We start from the raw sequence: 16,982 nt of genomic DNA, 5'->3' as shown, positions 1-16,982 counted from the left end.
TTAAATTATATCATATTTATTTAGCGTTTAATATCTTCGGGATTGATAACACCATGAGCGGCATCGATGGTATCTAATAATTTATTAAGCAACTTTCTCAATTCAGCAGCTTCATGAACAGTAAAAACTTCTTGCGTACTAGCTACGAGTCTCTTAGGTACTTCGATAGCTTCCTTGCGAAGTGCATGGCCTTCTTCTGAAAGAGTAACCATTACCACCCGTTCATCATTACGACTACGTTTACGTTTTAAGAACCCTTTTAGTTCTAATTTTTTAAGCAATGGCGTCAATGTACCGGAATCAAGGCGCAACACTTGCCCTAATTCCTTAACGGATAATTCACCATATTGCCACAATGCCATCATGACAATGTATTGAGTATATGTTAAATTCAAAGGTTCCAAATGTGGACGATAAGCATTTACGAGTTCCTTAGCTACTACATACAAAGGAAATCCCAATTGATTTTCCAACATTAAATAATCATCTTCTGGAACCTCTGAAACGCGATCATAACCTGCCAATGTACCTATTTTTGCCATTAACTAGCCCTCCATTACACACACATTAATATTTCTAAAATAATTGTACACAATTTTCCATTAAGCGGTCAATACATCTTTGTAAATTCCTAATGAGTTTCAAGAATAAAATGCTATATTGCTTAAGACAACATATAAATTAGTATGGCGAATGTGTGGGTATTCCTCAGCCTCCACCGGCCAGGTCTGTCTCCGCCCTGCGGGCTCCGCAGGGCCAAAGTCGGCTTCAAAACACCCACACATCCGCCATGAACGCTAATCTATATTTAGCTAATCGCAATATAGCATTTTATATTAGAATCCATTAGGAATTTATAAAGATTATAAAGAAAAGGGTGCATGGGATTGCACATCAAAAACTTATTTTCGATATGCAATCCCATGCACCCTTTGATATTAAAAATATATTTATCCTTAATTATGGTATGTATTGGTATGAGTTGTTTTATCGTCTACCGCAGCCATGTCGACGAGCATGGTCCAGGTTAAAGCTTCTTGCGATACGCTATTCCATTGGATGGGCATAACAGGCATAGATACTACATCTGTATGATCTAATGTGTTCATTACCATTCGTATTGATTTCGTATGATTTACAAACCAGTCTTTTATTGTGCTTCGAGTTACCATAGTTGCCTCCAACTAAACCGTATCATTAGTAAAAATATTAGTAATAATATTTTTATACCCCCATAGGTATTAATTCTTATGTATACTATATACCCGTATAGGTATATTGGCAAGTACTAAATTTGCGGTTATTATAAGTTCCTAATGTTTTTTAGAATAAAATCCATTATATAAGAAACAAAAAGGGCCGCTTACGCGACCCTTTACTATATAGTTATTAGTCAATATAGGTTACAGGATTACCTTTGATGTCGAGTTCTCTGCGGTTTAATCCGTTTGGCAAATCTGGATAGCCAAGTGCAAGGCTAGCGTATACTTTTTCATCATCGCCCATGCCGAGTTCACGGAGGCGTTTAATTAAGCGTTCGTTGTCTTGTAGGTGGCGCAATTGGTTAACCCAGCAGGATCCTAAGTCTAGTTCGTTACAAACAAGCATCATGTTTTCCATAGCACAAGCCGTATCAGAGAAATTATTGGCTAGCACAGGTTTATGAGCCAATACGATGAGTACCGGTGCATTGTAATGGAATACAAATTTGCCCTCTTTGGACATTTTGATGATATTCACCATGTATGGCGGTGTTTGTTCCGTTACTTCCGTTTTACCATACTCTTCTTGGACAAGGGTTACTAATTCGTTCAACACATCAGGATTGGTAATGACCATGAAATGTGTAGGCTGTAAGTTGCCCCCTGTTGGCGCGCGACGACCTGCATCGATAACGGTGTCGAGCAATTCTTGTGCAACCGGTTCAGATTTGAATTTACGCGTACTGTGGCGTGTTTTTATGCATTCTAATGTATTCATGATAAACCTCCTTTTGAGAGTATTCTACTATGAATGATTGATTGCTTACAAGTTTTACTACATATAGATTATTGATTGCTTACAAGTTTTCCTACATATGGATTTCTGTCTTCGTCAGAATTAGTTTTATATTTCCAAGATAATAACAATATGAGGCATTTCAGCAATCGTGTCGTTAACGAGGACGATATCAGATGCTTCTACAGCAATATCGCTGCCCATGCCACCCATGGCGATACCAACATTGGCTTTTTTGAGGGCTGGTGCATCGTTAACACCATCGCCAACCATAGCTACTACATGGCCTTCTTGTTGCAATCTAGATACAGTGTTCATCTTATCTTCTGGCAAACAATCTGCTATAACATGGCTCATATTGAGTCGTTTTGCAATGTGTTGTGCCGTTGTGCCATGATCGCCGGTAAGCAATACAGGTGTCACATTAAGACTATGTAAATCATCTACTACATCACGGCTTTCAGAACGAACACGGTCCGCCAAGGCCACAAAGCCTTCCAAGACATTATTCACAGCCACATAAATGATAGAGGCACCACGGCCTAAATACGATGCAGCATCAGCTTTCACAGAATCAGGAATAGTAACACCAGACACGTTCATCATCACCGCATTACCAGCGAGAACGCGCGTGCTGCTTTCACCATTCATAGTAGCCTCAAGGCCCTTACCAGGAACGATGGTAACATCCTCAACGGTTGCCAAAGGCGCTTCATGATGAGATGTGTAATCGGACACGATGGCCTTACCCAATGGATGCTCAGATTTTTGCTCGATAGAGGCCACCAAATGATATAAATCGTCGTCGGTCATAGAACCAACAGACGTCACAGCGGTCACTTGAGGACGGCCATGAGTCAAGGTACCTGTTTTATCGAATGTGATGGTATCAACCTTTGACAATTCTTCCATAATGTGACCACGGCGCACGAGGAAACCGTGCTTACTAGCATTCGAAATAGCGGCCATGATAGCGGCAGGCGTTGCAAGCACCAACGCGCAAGGACAGAACACAACGAGAATCGTCACGGCGCGGATCATTTCGCCAGTTACCACATACGTACCAACCGCTGTAATAAGGGCCATCACCACAATCCATGTAGCCCAACGGTCTGCAAGACTTACGATTTTCGCATTGCCTGGATCCGTTTCTTTAACGAGCTTAATCATACGTTGGATAGAACTATCTTCGCCGGCCTTTGTAGCCTCCATATCGAAGGCGCCAAATTGGTTAACAGTACCGGAGAACACGTCGTCGCCGACCACCTTATCGACCGGCATGGATTCGCCAGTCATAACGGATTGGTCTACCGATGTTGTACCCATGCGAATCGTACCGTCTACAGGGATGATTTCGCCAGGCAACACGCGAATCACGTCGCCAACTGAAACGATATCTGCAGAGACAACTTGCTCCTTGTCATTGCGTACAACATGCGCCGTTGTAGGTGTCAACTTAACAAGACGTTCAATGCCGGCTTGTGCCTTGGATACAGTGAAATCTTCGAGCATCGCACCGAGTTGCATGATGAAAGCAATTTCCGCGGCTGCAAAGTATTCGCCGATAACCACCGCTGCGATAAGGGCTAAGGATACGAGCAAATCTGCTTTTACGTCAAATTCCTTATACATCGCCTCTGCGGCGCCCCACACAATAGGTAGACCATTAAAAATGATGGCGAGCCATGCTAAATCGAAGGGCAATCCCAATCGGATACCGGCCAAACTCAATACTACGCCAATGCCACCGATAGCCAATGTCACTTGTTCACTATAATCTGCGAACCATTCTTTTGCTTCATTCCACGTTACCATATGTACCTCCTGTGAAAACTTATAAATAAATCAATATATTTCTTGTGTTTTTATACCTATAAGTATTTATTTTTTGTTTTATACCTATAGGGGTATACCTATTGTCTACACTATATACCCTATAGGGTATATTTTCAATGACAAATATATGTACACTTATTCATATTTTGTTGTAAAACGGGATAAAGCTATATAATTACTGATTTTATTAACTGTATTCTAATTTTGCATGTGTTTATTACACAAATACATGAGCAGTTATTCATGTATTCTATCCATTGTATTCCTAATTCTCACACTTGGAGATAAGAGCCAATAGACAAATATACGTATCCTACAAATTAGAACAGGCCTGTAGTAATTCTAAAAGGACCTAATAGTGTCTAGAAAATAAAAAATCGAGACTAGTTGATTAGAAATTAATTAACTAGTCTCGATTTTTTTATTTCTATATTTTTGTAAGGGATGCCTTGCCCCCAATATTCATGGATTACACCTGCATAGTTGCCCAGGTGAGTACATCATAAATAAGTGCTACCACAACGGCCATAGCTAATTGTCCACCAATATAGACAGGCACAAGGTATATAAAAAAGGCCCATAAGGCGCCGATAATTTTCATCCACACAGATCCAAGTTGTTTACTTTCAACCCAAGCCACAAAACGATCTAGAGGATTGACGATTTTTATAATCCATCGTGGAACGTCCCTATCTGGATTGCATGCAGGCAGGTATAGCAGTAATAGCGGCAATACAATAGCATCAATGGCGAGCAATGTGGTCAACGTTAAAGAAAACCAGTCAGGTTCCCCTTCCCAGGTCACAGGATGCGAATAAAAACGAAGCCCCCACAAATAGGCTTTATATACGATATACGGTTCTAATAGCCATAATAGGGGCTTGGTAATATGCATAATAAACACTCTCTCTAAATTATAAATAGTATATTAATTATAGCATATTTTTACGTTTTACTGTTTCAAGCATTTTAGATCGTATTGTAGATTCTGTATCGAGTTTGTGTTTTCCACCGTACCACGCCATGTCGGCACCAGCAAGGCGGAACATGATTTTACCATAAGTGCTACCAGAGGTATATTCCGGTTTATTAAATCCCATATCAATGGACACGCGCGGTGTCAGTTGCAGTTCAGTGCCAATTCACAATCCATTTTCATCCACGCCTTACCATTGGTATGCATATCATGATTAATATTGGACACAGCCACCGCATTGATAGCGGAATTCACCGCATCAACACTAGAATACCGCGTCGTTTTACGCTCTGTTGTATCCATCACCAGCGGTCCGCTTTCACCAATCTGATGGTCCGGCAAATAGGCCGGCGAAATATGAAATTCCTCAGTATTCACTTGTCCATTTTTCGTAGATGGCGCCTTATCACTGGCCCACACAGTAGGAGCCAGTAATAGTCCACACAATACACACACTAAAAATCGCATATACACTTTTTACAAATTGAGAGCTTCCATCCATTCTTTTTCTTTAAAGCCTACCAAGACCTTGTCTTCTAATACCAAAATTGGACGCTTTACGAGCATACCGTTGGATGCCAACAAAGCTAATTTTTCCTCTTCGCTAAGGCCTGGCAACTTATCCTTTAATTGTTGCTCACGATAAATCAAGCCAGACGTGTTAAAGAACGCTTTCAAATCCTTACCAGATTGAGGATACCATGCAGCGATTTCCTCAGCTGTAGGGTTTTCAGATTTAATATCACGGTCCGTATATTCAATGTGATGATCGTCTAAGAACTTCTTTGCTTTTTTGCAAGTTGTGCATTTGGGATATTCTACAAATAACATAGGAACTCCTTTATCTACATATAACACTAAGAATCATTATTTATATGTATAGTGTAGCAGATATATCGATTAATTTCAATTTATTATTTTATATCGTCTATTTACATATCGTCTACAGGAATAGCGTCTTTTTAATTATCGCTTATGATAATCTTCGTCACCTTGCTACCATTATGTTCAAAGAATATACCTCGAATGTTATCGCTATTACATCTAAGATATCCATAAAACCACCGGTTATTAAAGTCGATAAAATCAGGGCGTCCATAGACGTCCTATAATCTTACTGATTATAAAGTGCTATTTTCTTCATATACCAAGGAATATAGACCGGATTTGCTTCTAACTGCTTCTTATAGTTTCTATGTACTCTCCATTGAGGTTCCTTTTGAAGTGTTCTTGTATTATCAAAGCCTACATATTCTATCATATCTCTCAGTTGTTTATGATTATATGAGGATATACTTTCATCATAAAGAATTCGATAACTATAAGCATATACTGAATCTTTTGTATAGTGTCTCAAGTATGAGTTACCTTTGTTTATTTGACGATCAATTAAGAATCCTGGCAAGCCGTTGTTCCATACGGTAGCATATTGTGTAGATAAATCAAGGTCGCCATATTTATCCAAAAACCACAGTATTTGAGGTGTGGCGCTAGAACGATCTATATGATCTTTCTTAAATACATGACGTATAACACGAATCGTGATTCCCTTATCTTCATAGGTCCGCACCTCATACCGACCTTCTTCTAGAGTTTGACCAACCAATTTGGCCGTTTTAGGAATACGATACGTAAAATTACCCCAGCTTTCAGTCTTAGAATAAGAATCCAATCCTGCTAGCGATTCAATCGACGGAATAATATAATTGCTCATAACTACTTCAGCAGGTTGATTTTGGAATGGATCATTCTTCGTCACAGAACGGCCATATGTAATGCCATACGTATGGTTGGAATTAAACGGAGTGAATTCAGTATACATCACATGTTCTTTAGCATCAGCCACAAATTTCCAAGAAGCCTGTTTTAAATTGTCATATGTATACTTTCCATGCTCATAACCCTTTATTTGCTTACTATGAGGAGGACCTACAAGCAAAAATCCAGTAAGGCTCCGAACAGCATATAATGGTCCTTTTTCTGTATTCGACGTAATTACATCACCTCGAATACTAACATCAGGCACAGAGAAACGAATCGCATTGGCTTTGTCATGCACCAAAACAACAGTAGATTGTGAAAACTCTGCTAATCTAACAGCTTTATCATATCCAGGTTTCTCTTGATTAATTTTTGCTATCAATGAATCTGAGGCTCTCGGATGAGACTTAACATACGCCACATATGCGTCTACCTCCTTAACAGCCGGCTCATTGATATGTGAATAATTTTCATAGGCATTTGCAGAAATTTTCCTGTCTGCACCAGGTACAGGAGGTTGTCCTACCGGTACCGCTATCTCTACGGCATTAACATTCGTAGTGAAAGCTACTGCCATCGCCATCATAAATAAACTACGCCGTATCATACTATACCCTCTTCTCTCAACATAAAATAAGCACAATACTTCTTAGTATAAGTATACTATACTAAGAAGCACTGTGCCTATTGTTTTATGGTTTATTCGTATTTGACGATATATATGCTCTTTTTATGCCCATACGCACGGTGTTTTCAGCAAGTTCTGAATCATATTGTGCCCTGCTATGACGGTCAAAACTGATGGAGGACAATAGGTAAATTCTGGGTCTGGCACAATCGTTTTGATGTAACAATCTTGTGTTTCCATAAATGATTTATATGTATCGAGTGAAAATAGTCCATAGTTACCACATAGTTCCCATCTATCTTTAGCGAGAAGGGCCAAAAATTCATCGGCATGTGGGTCATATGCAATGTTAGGTGAGGTGCTTGTTGTTAGCCCCGTATCACTATTAGTACATGGAGAAATATGATACATATACCCTCTTGGTGTGATGCAAAGCATCCAAGGAATTGCTCTAGTCATAAGGATCCGTTTAAAAACGCCAAATACTTCTTGTAATCTTGATTTTCGCACATACAGAGCATAAAAGGTTTCCCTATATTCCGTTGGATCATCAGGCGTATCGCGATAGGTTTGTTCCACTATATCAACTGGTACATTGCATATATTGGCGAGGTCTTCAATTGAATGGCGCCATATTCCTCTACGTACTAACTCAATACGCGTTTTTGGGAATAGTAAAATATATTCACTGCCAATATAATCAGATAAAGCACCAAAATGAGTGCCATCTTGACGATTAAACTCAGGGAATTGCATACGCCGATAATCAGCATCAATGCCCGTACAGGTGTAGCTTTCACCTAAAACAGTGCTGCCATAGACCTCAATCTGATGAGGGTCCCAGTCCCCTAAGTCATCGCCATACCGCATCTTACCATGATCATACCGAAGCATCTTGGTGTGCCCCGTAGGCGATACGCAGAGCACGCAAGAATACCCATATTGCTGCGTGTGCCAACCACCCACGCTGTGCCAATCTACAATCCTATTCTCAGGCCATGCAAACAAGGTCATCTCCACAGACTGCTGTCCATGTACACCATTCACAGACGCCGTGCCATGAATCGTATGCTTATACCAATTTCGACCAACTATATACTGCCATGCCAACGGCGGCGTCGGACCACGTTGACCTACGGGATTGCTAATCACGATGAGCATACCCATCCGCGCTTTGCGATAGAGTCTAACGATATCATTAATTTGGCGCACTAAACCTTGATTCATAGGACATCCCCCTTTTTCCTTACTAATCTTGATGAAAGCTAACGCTGTTTACACCTTTAGTATAAATGACTAGATGTGTAAAATTTAGTGCATAGAGGGATGCAAACTCATTACTGTTTAAACTATAGGAATATTATATAATTATACTTAACAAAAAGAATCTATGTATTGTTATAGCTCCTAAATATAAACTACAGCAACATGTTGTGTTTCCAGAGAATCGCTGAGTAAAAAATTAAATACAACCAGTCTACTATCATAAGATACACAAACAGCCAGTACCGCAATCGCAGTACTGGCTGTTTGTATGTGTAGTGATTACCCACAACAAGTTTATAAACTAATGAAGCTTTTGTAGTGCCATTTTAATTTCTTTTATTTCAGCACGTAAATCCGCATTATCAGCTTGTAAATCTTTAATTTGCTGTGCCATTTCAAAACGGCTCATTTTTAAGGTAGGATCTTGATAGCCTAATTTAAAGGAAGCGCCAAGGTTGAATGTACTTTCACTACCTAATGCCACACCAAGATGAACCATAGTATTTTCATTTGGTTGATAGGAGGTACCAATAGCGCCAGCTGTTGTATTTTTATAATGTCCTACACTAGTTGCAAAGGACCATTTATCATTTGGATTATAGTCCAAATAATGCAATCCAGATAAAGCAGCCGTCGCAGCACCAGCCTTATTAATTTTATGATCTACATTAATCATAACATTACTAATTTGACTAGTAGCATCACGTAATTGACTCACATTGACAGCATCTGTATCCGCAACACCAGCAGCTACATCATGCATTTGCATATTCCCTGCATGAATACCAGCCTCACCATCATACGTCAGCATAAGGCCATTTGGTTGACCATCACTAACAGTTATGCCGGTAGGATTAACCTGTGTAGCATATATCTTCACAGTACTTGGATCTGGATTTGGATTTGTATCTGGATCTGGCGCCAGTGAACTAGCGGCCGCTCTATCAGAAATTACTAATCCACTACGGTCAAAACGCATACCACTTTGTTGATTCGATACATCTAAACTACCAGGTGTAATAATTGTACGCTCATTACTATCATCTGGAAAATTCTCATTAAGCATAATTTGATTTGTTGAAATAGTGGTACCTTCAAATGGTTGTGATGCGGGTTGTGTACCAACTCTAATCGTATCAGTGCCCACATCTACAGATGCACCCATAACATTGATACTCCAAATAGACATCATTGCCGCTAACACTAACAATCGCTTATTCATAATAACTCTCCCTCTAGCCCACACGGTCTCAGTCACACACAACATATCTTTATAGATTTCCAGTTATGGACCCTTATGAATAGAGATACATCCTGACAAAACTATACAGTTATTATTATAAGAGTTACTTATTTTTACGTCAATGATATATTTTCATTTTGTTTTCATCTATTTTCCCTTACCTTGTTTTTCATGTTGTTCTACAAGAGCAAGGAATAGACAGGTGTTTTTGTGAAATACAAGAAATACTAACCTAGAGCAATAGCCACAATGGCTACAAGTACGGCAATGATAATCTTCTTTTTAGACATAAGGGTCTCCTCTCATGCGGACACAATAGTATGTAACTTACTTTCAATTTTACACTAAAACCCTACTATTTAGGAAATTAAATTCCATTTTATTCAAAAAAATGTATGATTTAAATTCTATTGCTAGACAAATAAGCACAACCTATTTCACAACTACATCATCAAATTGCAAGCCGTACACATGTTCATACAAACGGTTCGCCAAGAGGTATCCTGCGAATCCAAAGTCTACAGGGGCCGTTGCCATTCGTCTGTGTATTGCTTCACGTTGTGTATCATACCGGTTCCCATCTATATGATACTCTTTAAAATCAATAATAGTAGATGAAATCCCTGAATTCTTTTGTTTAGACAACCATAGATCTTTATATGATTCTAACTGATTGGTCCCGAGCTTCTTTATGAGATTCGCAAAAGAATACTTTGTATCAAAGGTGTATAGAACCTGCTTTTCCTGAATTATATCTCCAGCAGGCATGAGCACATACTGTGTGAGGGCAATTTGCTTAGTTCCATTCAGTCCGTTAGAGGCCTTGATGGAGTCCTTATCTATAAAGGTGCCATCACCATTGCCGCTTTCACCAAAGCCATGAAGCATTTCGAAGCGGCTCGTGTTTTGTAATTCTTGCATGGACATGCTATGCGCGGGCACCACACAAGACAGCGCCAACGCCATTGCTATATATAGTACTTTCATCATAGGCCTCATTTCACCACCACATCCTCAAAATGCATATGATACGCTTCATAGAATAATGTATCTGCTATATCATAGCGTGTTGTATTAGGCGCCATGCGCACAATAGCACGAGTCGAGGCTTTCACCTGAACCGGCAGGGACTGTCCGTCAAAAGAGAATTTCCCCAATGGTTCCTCAGTGCCCGTCATACCGGTTTTCGTCTGTGCCGCATCAATAACTGTCGTCAACGAAGCACCCGCTTGTTTCGCGCGATATACCTGACTTGCTAGCGACAAACGAGTATCATAGGACACAATCCAAGAATCACTAAAAATGACATGTTTCCGCGGCGATTGGTACTCATTATATACCGTGGCTTTAATTTTATACATAGGTGGCGCATACTCTAATACCTCTATGGATCTCGTATCTAAATACCACGTAGTATGCTCATCTGCATTAGGAACATCAGGCGTTACCTCATACATCACCTTAAACTGCGGTGATGACTTGAGTTCCTGTATCGATATCGCTTGGCTAGGTATGGTGAAAGCTAGCGCTACTGCTAACATTATAAAAATACGTTTTAACATAAAAAGCTCCTAAAACTTCATACACTATAACAAATAAGGTAATAAGTTATATTCTTTTACATCGCTTAATACATTACTATTACCATGTCGATCATGTTGGTACCGAATCAATACGACTTGATTTGTATACTTATTGAACACAAAAGATAAGCCTTCATTGTGATAACCTACGTATTCGCCCACATAGTACCCTGTATATGTATCATATCCAGGATAGATGTCTCCATATGGTTCGGCTGGTCGTCCCCATTCAGTATCCTCAAGAAGCGGTCCGTAAAGGGATTCTACTTTGCTTCTCGTCATCCCTACCATGGCCCCTTTATTGGTTTCATATCCTGATTTTGTAATATATATCATACTCGGTGGTGTACTATAATCCCATAATGAAATAATAACGGATTGGTCAGAAGAGATATACATATCATGATGAGAATAACGATGATCCGCTAGCCATAAGGAATAATGGTAATAATTCAAATAAGAATACATATCCGAATTAGATTCTAATCCGGCTAAGACACCTGCATCATCAGTTTTGGCAAACGCAGTTTGTCCCATACAACCAATGATAAGGATAGAACTTAATAAGAGTTTTACAAGCATATGTTTCAATAGACTCACCTCATAAACTAATAACATGTAGAAATGGCCTTTTCGTTTATCTAGCTACCAAGCGGTAACGGAAGGCTATTTTTTCTTATGTATTAAGTTTTGATGCATTGTATCTCTTAGCATCTTAGCATTCCCAAAGTCCAAATATTCCATCATATCGCGTAGTTCGATATGGTTATAATTTGCTTTTCCATCTTCATAGGTAAGATACATATTATATTCATACTGATCATCCTGTATCAATTGAATCATACGAGATTGTTTACCAGAATTATATTGGTCCATAAGATAAGATGGAACCCCATTATTCCACACCACTGCAGACTGAATTGGTACATCTTGTAATAGAAGTGATGGAGACGCGTAAAGATAGTCATGTAGAACACGATTACAATATGCCAAGATTGGGCTTTCAGTATCAATAACAGGCCCTCTTTCAATAACGAATTCCATTCCATGCCCCTGATACACACGCTTATTTGAATTGGAATGATTCGTATCATTTGTTTTCAACACCATTCCCTTTGGCACACGATACGTAATATTTTCCCATGTAACAAGGTCACTGACACTATCCAATGTGTCCAACGATTGCATAGAAGGAATCACAATATTCGCCATTGCTGACTCTAAGTTCTTTACAACATCCGATTGACCAAACTTACTTAACGTGGCTATGTATGTGTGATTTGGCTGGTCATCGAATATAACATGGGCAAGCATCGTAGGATTATTATCGTTCTTTGATGAATCTGTTATTATCCAAGTTCCTGCTCGTATACCAGGATATGTGAAAGCGCCTTTACGTCCAGCGCTACTTTCATTAAAAGCTTGTTCCGGCGTTTCCGTAGTACCAGAAAGCGAAGCCATTGCATAACGATCTATGGCAAATGACGTAATACCCTCACTTTTTAAAGGAGTCACTATCCCCTCCACAGTCCTAATCGGAGCTGTCAGTTTAGCATTATATCCCTTTTCATGTAATAAAATGACCGTTGAGTCATGGGAAAGCAAGTCCATATATCTAATATTGGCTTCTTTCAATGCATTGGTGTTGACTTGGCTCATTTCAGGCTCACGAGCAATCTCGTCTATCTCTTTAAAGCTGAGTTTTAGAGATTCCTTAATCTCAAAGTCAGGTACTTTACTAGTATCACCATACCGATAATTCTGATATGCATTCTCTGGAATACTTGCATCTGCACCTGGCACAGGCAGTTGCCCCTCGAGCACCGTATATTGCGCCGCATTAATAGGCATGGTAAAAGCTAACGCCATAGATACACCTAGCAACATCGTTTTTGGTTTCATACAACACCTCTCAAACAACAATAGACACGTTCTCTTATTGGTATAAGTATACTATATCCACGAGAACGTGCCTATTTTATATTCTATATGTCAATGTAACGATGCTAATGGAACACATAACTCATCCAAGACACCAATGCCTTCTTATATTCTTCAATGGTAGAGAATTTCGGTGTATAGTTTGTTAACCATTCGGTTAGTGTAGGTTGCGCTGCCTCTGGGTCAACGGCGATTGGTAAATCCCAGATGTTACCATGTTTGCCTTCAAAGTAGCGCCATTTATCTTGGGCAAAGCTCACCAAGGCATAGGCCTTATCGTATTGTTCCTTCGCAAGGTCTAGTTTGCCTAGGCTTTCATTAATCTGAGCCATAATACTATAATCCGATGCATTCCATGGATATCCTAATGCAGTACCGGCCCAGCCAAATTTATACTCCTCATCGATAAGGATTTGTAGATTGCGCTTGTACATCTCGGCCCGACGGGTATCGCCAAAATGGACAGCCAATTTCACCATGTATTTGACGCATTCAAGGTACGCGTAATGATCCTGCGTATGGCGTGCATAGTTTGGATTGTCATAGGTTGCGTCCCACAAGGCGCCAAGCTCGTCCCAACAGGCTTGGTCCATATGATCTAGGTGAAAGTGCCATACGGCCTTAACCCACAATAGGAATACTGCATTCGTATAGTTCCAATAGTGATTGCCCTGTGTATACTCGTCTTCCGCCTCATGTCCATTCTCATTTAAGAGCACATGCATCTGGCTAACCCAGTCAAAACGCATGGAGAAAAGCGGTGGATACACGGTTTCAATATAGTGCTCATAGCCTATGCGATTGTCCGTTTCTACATAAAAATGCAACAACGCTAGCTGTAAATACTTAAGATCAAAGGCACTCGATGGATTTGCCAAGTTATAAATAAATGCATCCGAACAACGTTCATACTCTAACGGATCTTTTTCCTGAGCCTGAATCAACTCTTTGAATAGACTTTCAGCCTCACTACGGCCTGTGAAAGCATAGGCAAGCGCCCGATACCACTTGGATAGACGCCCTACTTTCAACATATACTCGTACTGCCACGAATCCGGCGAAGGAATGTCCGCATGAGCGACCAAATCGTCAAGGAAATTCACGATAGGAATCACATTATGGTACATGCGCTCGCCTCGAATGGCACGCTGACACGCATCCAGCGCACAATACACGTGGCAACATAATTCCACATCCACCAGCGGCATATCATCCGCTTTATTCATGCCAAAGGGGTCATCAAAACTAAAGGAATCTTCCGTATCAATAAAACCTTCTAGGTCAAATGAAGTATCCCTGCCAAACGGACGATTCATATTGAACGGATTCGAGTCATCCATTACAGACAAGAGCTCGTCACCCACCCCGACATACCGCTTGCGATACAATTCCTCCACGCGGTCTACATAGGGAACGAGAACATCTAAATACTGCTTATACTGATGCACCTTCGGATGCAATTCGACGCCTAGATTCTCTGTTGAAAGTTCCCGAATTATGTGTGCCACAAGAGGAAATACCTGCTGTTCTTTCACAAAACCGAGCACGCCATCATCATAAGTAGGCACCTGATTTAAGGTACGACGAACCATCGTATATTGGATATTCCAACATTGCCGAATCAATGGATTCAGCCAGCGTTCACACTCATCATAGACGCCAATAGCTGCCTCTTCAGAAGGCCCCATGTACATTTTATACATGGACTCACAAATATTTTGTAACAATCTATCCCTCGACAAGGTCTTGAGCGCGTCCGATTCTGTTTCTCCGTCCATAGCTTGCACCATATAGGCACCAAGCGCATCGGCAAGGAGTAAAAATTCAGAATGGACCTGTGTGGGCTCGGTCATTACGTAGTGATTCGGAACCGAAAAGGCATCAACACCTTCACTGAATATATCCTCGTCCGCAGCCTTTATGCCCTCTAAGGACTGTTGCAACACGCCAAGGGATATAGGCGTTTCTATATACACAACGTCTGCTAAATAACCATACGTACCCTCATCGGAAAACAAGGTCGTTACGAAATGACGTAGCATATTGTCGAATACATATTGCACTTCATCCTTAGGTGGACGGCCCTTTTGAAATAATAACTTGCGACCTCTATGGCTTTTATACAATACATACACCTCATACTCACCTGTACGAGGCTTTTCTAATAGAGGTTGCCCGTTATACGTACCATAGCGGATAAATTCTGGCAAGGAAAACAAAAACGCACTGCGACACTCCTCAAAGGTCTTGCCCATCTCCTCACATACGGCCTTAACGAATGCGCGAACCCGCTGCCGCTCTAGCTCAATATAAGGACCATTGGCAACTACATCGTCTTGCTCCTCATCATAAAATGGACTGATCTCGCCCGCATGAAAATCTAATCCGAGCAAAAACGTCGTCGTTTCCTTGCCCTCTATCGGCGGGAACAAGGACGGCCGGATAGCATTAAATATGCCCGTTGTGCTAATCGTAATGTGACGCATAATACCTCCTATAAACAAACTATATAACAAAACTCTATTAACTTATTATTGTAATCTATTTGTGCCGGTTAGTCTGTGATAGCAAGATGGTAATGTTTTTATATATATATCAGCTATTAAAATAATCCAGATTGCCTGGTCACCCGTACCCTACATAATATAAGTGAAAGTACCCGATACAATCATGGGATAAAAAATCATTTCTCTAAATAGTAAATCGTTCCATAAAGAACCTCCGTATATAAAAACCAAGGGACCTAACTTGTGAGTTTATTATACGGAGATTCTCTATGTGGAAATAATCAAAAAAACTAGGAACAAAAAAAGAGCTGTTTAAAACAGCTCAAAATTCATATCCTGCATGATTAATGGCGGGACATACTCATTAAACGAAACGTGTTTATTCATCTGTGTTTGACGATGAACTAAACCGTCGTTATAATATAAGAAGATAGTCAGACGAGTAGATGCGTCAGGCTCATCTCGGAAAACATGAAATTTTGAGAAATGGCCTTTTCGTTTTTACTAATCTCCGGGTTAGTGGAAATGAAGGGCTATTTGTCTTTTCCTAGACAAATAAGCGCTATTAACGCCCCAAAAGCGATAACCACGGTCATCACCTGTAATAGGAGCATAATGATTTCATAATCACTCATAGGCTTACCCCTCCCTTCAACAACGAAGAGAGGCCCAACCTCGCCTAACTATCTTATGTTAATTATATACCAAACAAATATACGATACAATAAGCATCGTATTATAGAGATTTATAGATGAAAACTCTACCTTAGGAAATCTAGGGTAGAGTTTTTTGTGTTTGTGGGGATATCCCCATCTGATTATTGAATTTTTCGTCATACACCGTAAACGGTAAGTACTGTTGCAACGACATAAAGACCCTAGTAAATATGTTCAAGATTTAGAGTTTCAATACCGTAAACGGTAAGTACTGTTGCAACGAGTTCTACGTCATTTGGTGGCAGACAAGGTCTATTGTTTCAATACCGCAAGCGGTAAGTACTGTTGCAACATAACAATTCCAATTGATGATTTATCACAAAACGGTTTCAATACCGTAAACGGTAAGTACTGTTGCAACTGGCATACGGAGTGCAAAGCTCCTATGCATACGAAGTAGCGTTTCAATACCGCAAGCGGTAAGTACTATTGCAACTGTGTATATAACAGTTGCGCTTCTACAGTATTGCAAAAGTTTCAATACCGCAAGCGGTAAGCGCTGTTGCAACCTGTATACTTAGACCAA

Annotated in this window: 16 protein-coding genes and 1 CRISPR repeat array (1 of these 17 cut by a window edge); all 16 genes read right to left on the bottom strand. The window is 40.1% G+C overall.

Features of this window, described 5'->3' with window-relative positions; translation table 11 throughout:
• Nucleotides 1–20: 20 nt before the first annotated feature.
• The 16 genes from O3617_RS03560 to O3617_RS03485 all read right to left on the bottom strand — a co-directional run bounded on the left by O3617_RS03560 (nucleotide 21) and on the right by O3617_RS03485 (nucleotide 15,718).
• Entirely contained in the window at nucleotides 21–542 is a 522-nt protein-coding gene (locus O3617_RS03560) for a MarR family winged helix-turn-helix transcriptional regulator (RefSeq protein WP_371448718.1), read from the bottom strand.
• A 414-nt stretch (nucleotides 543–956) separates the two neighbouring features.
• Nucleotides 957–1,172, bottom strand: coding sequence for a hypothetical protein (locus O3617_RS03555; protein ID WP_371448717.1), 216 nt, complete (start codon nucleotides 1,170–1,172; stop codon nucleotides 957–959).
• Nucleotides 1,173–1,389: 217 nt separating this feature from the next.
• Nucleotides 1,390–1,980, bottom strand: coding sequence for a nitroreductase (locus O3617_RS03550; RefSeq protein ID WP_371448716.1), 591 nt, complete (start codon nucleotides 1,978–1,980; stop codon nucleotides 1,390–1,392).
• A gap of 126 nt (nucleotides 1,981–2,106) precedes the next feature.
• Nucleotides 2,107–3,813, bottom strand: a complete 1,707-nt coding sequence (locus O3617_RS03545; protein WP_371448714.1) for a heavy metal translocating P-type ATPase — start codon at nucleotides 3,811–3,813, stop codon at nucleotides 2,107–2,109.
• A gap of 490 nt (nucleotides 3,814–4,303) precedes the next feature.
• On the bottom strand, nucleotides 4,304–4,729 hold the full coding sequence (locus tag O3617_RS03540) for a hypothetical protein (RefSeq protein WP_301835040.1): 426 nt from the start codon (nucleotides 4,727–4,729) through the stop codon (nucleotides 4,304–4,306).
• Between the two features lie 37 nt (nucleotides 4,730–4,766).
• Nucleotides 4,767–4,934: a hypothetical protein gene (locus tag O3617_RS03535; RefSeq protein WP_371448712.1), complete on the bottom strand. Its 168-nt coding sequence runs from the start codon at nucleotides 4,932–4,934 to the stop codon at nucleotides 4,767–4,769.
• A gap of 20 nt (nucleotides 4,935–4,954) precedes the next feature.
• On the bottom strand, nucleotides 4,955–5,278 hold the full coding sequence (locus O3617_RS03530; protein WP_371448710.1) for a hypothetical protein: 324 nt from the start codon (nucleotides 5,276–5,278) through the stop codon (nucleotides 4,955–4,957).
• 9 nt (nucleotides 5,279–5,287) lie between these two features.
• Nucleotides 5,288–5,641 carry a Spx/MgsR family RNA polymerase-binding regulatory protein gene (locus O3617_RS03525; RefSeq protein ID WP_005380753.1) on the bottom strand — a complete coding sequence of 118 codons (354 nt, stop codon included), beginning with the start codon at nucleotides 5,639–5,641 and terminating at the stop codon, nucleotides 5,288–5,290.
• A 283-nt stretch (nucleotides 5,642–5,924) separates the two neighbouring features.
• The gene (locus O3617_RS03520; protein ID WP_371448708.1) at nucleotides 5,925–7,178 is read right to left on the bottom strand and encodes a hypothetical protein; all 1,254 of its coding nucleotides are present in this window, start codon (nucleotides 7,176–7,178) and stop codon (nucleotides 5,925–5,927) included.
• 123 nt (nucleotides 7,179–7,301) lie between these two features.
• Entirely contained in the window at nucleotides 7,302–8,426 is a 1,125-nt protein-coding gene (locus tag O3617_RS03515) for a hypothetical protein (protein WP_371448707.1), read from the bottom strand.
• A gap of 340 nt (nucleotides 8,427–8,766) precedes the next feature.
• Nucleotides 8,767–9,687: a YadA-like family protein gene (locus O3617_RS03510; protein WP_371448705.1), complete on the bottom strand. Its 921-nt coding sequence runs from the start codon at nucleotides 9,685–9,687 to the stop codon at nucleotides 8,767–8,769.
• 453 nt (nucleotides 9,688–10,140) lie between these two features.
• Nucleotides 10,141–10,698 (bottom strand): hypothetical protein, encoded by a 558-nt coding sequence (locus O3617_RS03505; RefSeq protein WP_371448704.1) that lies wholly within the window; start codon nucleotides 10,696–10,698, stop codon nucleotides 10,141–10,143.
• Nucleotides 10,699–10,703: 5 nt separating this feature from the next.
• Nucleotides 10,704–11,270, bottom strand: coding sequence for a hypothetical protein (locus O3617_RS03500; protein ID WP_371448703.1), 567 nt, complete (start codon nucleotides 11,268–11,270; stop codon nucleotides 10,704–10,706).
• Nucleotides 11,271–11,294: 24 nt separating this feature from the next.
• Nucleotides 11,295–11,909: a hypothetical protein gene (locus O3617_RS03495; RefSeq protein WP_371448702.1), complete on the bottom strand. Its 615-nt coding sequence runs from the start codon at nucleotides 11,907–11,909 to the stop codon at nucleotides 11,295–11,297.
• Nucleotides 11,910–11,957: 48 nt separating this feature from the next.
• Entirely contained in the window at nucleotides 11,958–13,193 is a 1,236-nt protein-coding gene (locus O3617_RS03490; protein ID WP_371448701.1) for a hypothetical protein, read from the bottom strand.
• Nucleotides 13,194–13,297: 104 nt separating this feature from the next.
• Nucleotides 13,298–15,718 carry a hypothetical protein gene (locus O3617_RS03485; RefSeq protein WP_371448700.1) on the bottom strand — a complete coding sequence of 807 codons (2,421 nt, stop codon included), beginning with the start codon at nucleotides 15,716–15,718 and terminating at the stop codon, nucleotides 13,298–13,300.
• Nucleotides 15,719–16,570: 852 nt separating this feature from the next.
• Nucleotides 16,571–16,982: direct repeats of the CRISPR family, unit length 23 nt; unit sequence GTTTCAATACCGCAAGCGGTAAG (it continues 1,013 nt past the right edge of the window).

Origin of the sequence: Veillonella sp. 27098_8_77 (assembly GCF_041431535.1) — a bacterium.
Lineage (GTDB): Bacteria > Bacillota > Negativicutes > Veillonellales > Veillonellaceae > Veillonella.
Note: the sequence above shows the minus strand (reverse complement) of the source record. Positions and strands in the feature narration are given on the sequence as shown.

Excerpts from the sequence above, each read along its gene's own strand:
- O3617_RS03500 (WP_371448703.1), bottom strand. The coding sequence starts at position 11,270 with ATGTTAAAACGTATTTTTATAATGTTAGCAGTAGCGCTAGCTTTCACC.
- O3617_RS03540 (WP_301835040.1), bottom strand. The coding sequence starts at position 4,729 with ATGCATATTACCAAGCCCCTATTATGGCTATTAGAACCGTATATCGTA.
- O3617_RS03515 (WP_371448707.1), bottom strand. The coding sequence starts at position 8,426 with ATGAATCAAGGTTTAGTGCGCCAAATTAATGATATCGTTAGACTCTAT.
- O3617_RS03560 (WP_371448718.1), bottom strand. The coding sequence starts at position 542 with ATGGCAAAAATAGGTACATTGGCAGGTTATGATCGCGTTTCAGAGGTT.
- O3617_RS03520 (WP_371448708.1), bottom strand. The coding sequence starts at position 7,178 with ATGATACGGCGTAGTTTATTTATGATGGCGATGGCAGTAGCTTTCACT.
- O3617_RS03550 (WP_371448716.1), bottom strand. The coding sequence starts at position 1,980 with ATGAATACATTAGAATGCATAAAAACACGCCACAGTACGCGTAAATTC.
- O3617_RS03555 (WP_371448717.1), bottom strand. The coding sequence starts at position 1,172 with ATGGTAACTCGAAGCACAATAAAAGACTGGTTTGTAAATCATACGAAA.
- O3617_RS03530 (WP_371448710.1), bottom strand. The coding sequence starts at position 5,278 with ATGCGATTTTTAGTGTGTGTATTGTGTGGACTATTACTGGCTCCTACT.
- O3617_RS03525 (WP_005380753.1), bottom strand. The coding sequence starts at position 5,641 with ATGTTATTTGTAGAATATCCCAAATGCACAACTTGCAAAAAAGCAAAG.
- O3617_RS03485 (WP_371448700.1), bottom strand. The coding sequence starts at position 15,718 with ATGCGTCACATTACGATTAGCACAACGGGCATATTTAATGCTATCCGG.
- O3617_RS03495 (WP_371448702.1), bottom strand. The coding sequence starts at position 11,909 with ATGTTATTAGTTTATGAGGTGAGTCTATTGAAACATATGCTTGTAAAA.
- O3617_RS03535 (WP_371448712.1), bottom strand. The coding sequence starts at position 4,934 with ATGGGATTTAATAAACCGGAATATACCTCTGGTAGCACTTATGGTAAA.
- O3617_RS03545 (WP_371448714.1), bottom strand. The coding sequence starts at position 3,813 with ATGGTAACGTGGAATGAAGCAAAAGAATGGTTCGCAGATTATAGTGAA.
- O3617_RS03510 (WP_371448705.1), bottom strand. The coding sequence starts at position 9,687 with ATGAATAAGCGATTGTTAGTGTTAGCGGCAATGATGTCTATTTGGAGT.
- O3617_RS03490 (WP_371448701.1), bottom strand. The coding sequence starts at position 13,193 with ATGAAACCAAAAACGATGTTGCTAGGTGTATCTATGGCGTTAGCTTTT.
- O3617_RS03505 (WP_371448704.1), bottom strand. The coding sequence starts at position 10,698 with ATGATGAAAGTACTATATATAGCAATGGCGTTGGCGCTGTCTTGTGTG.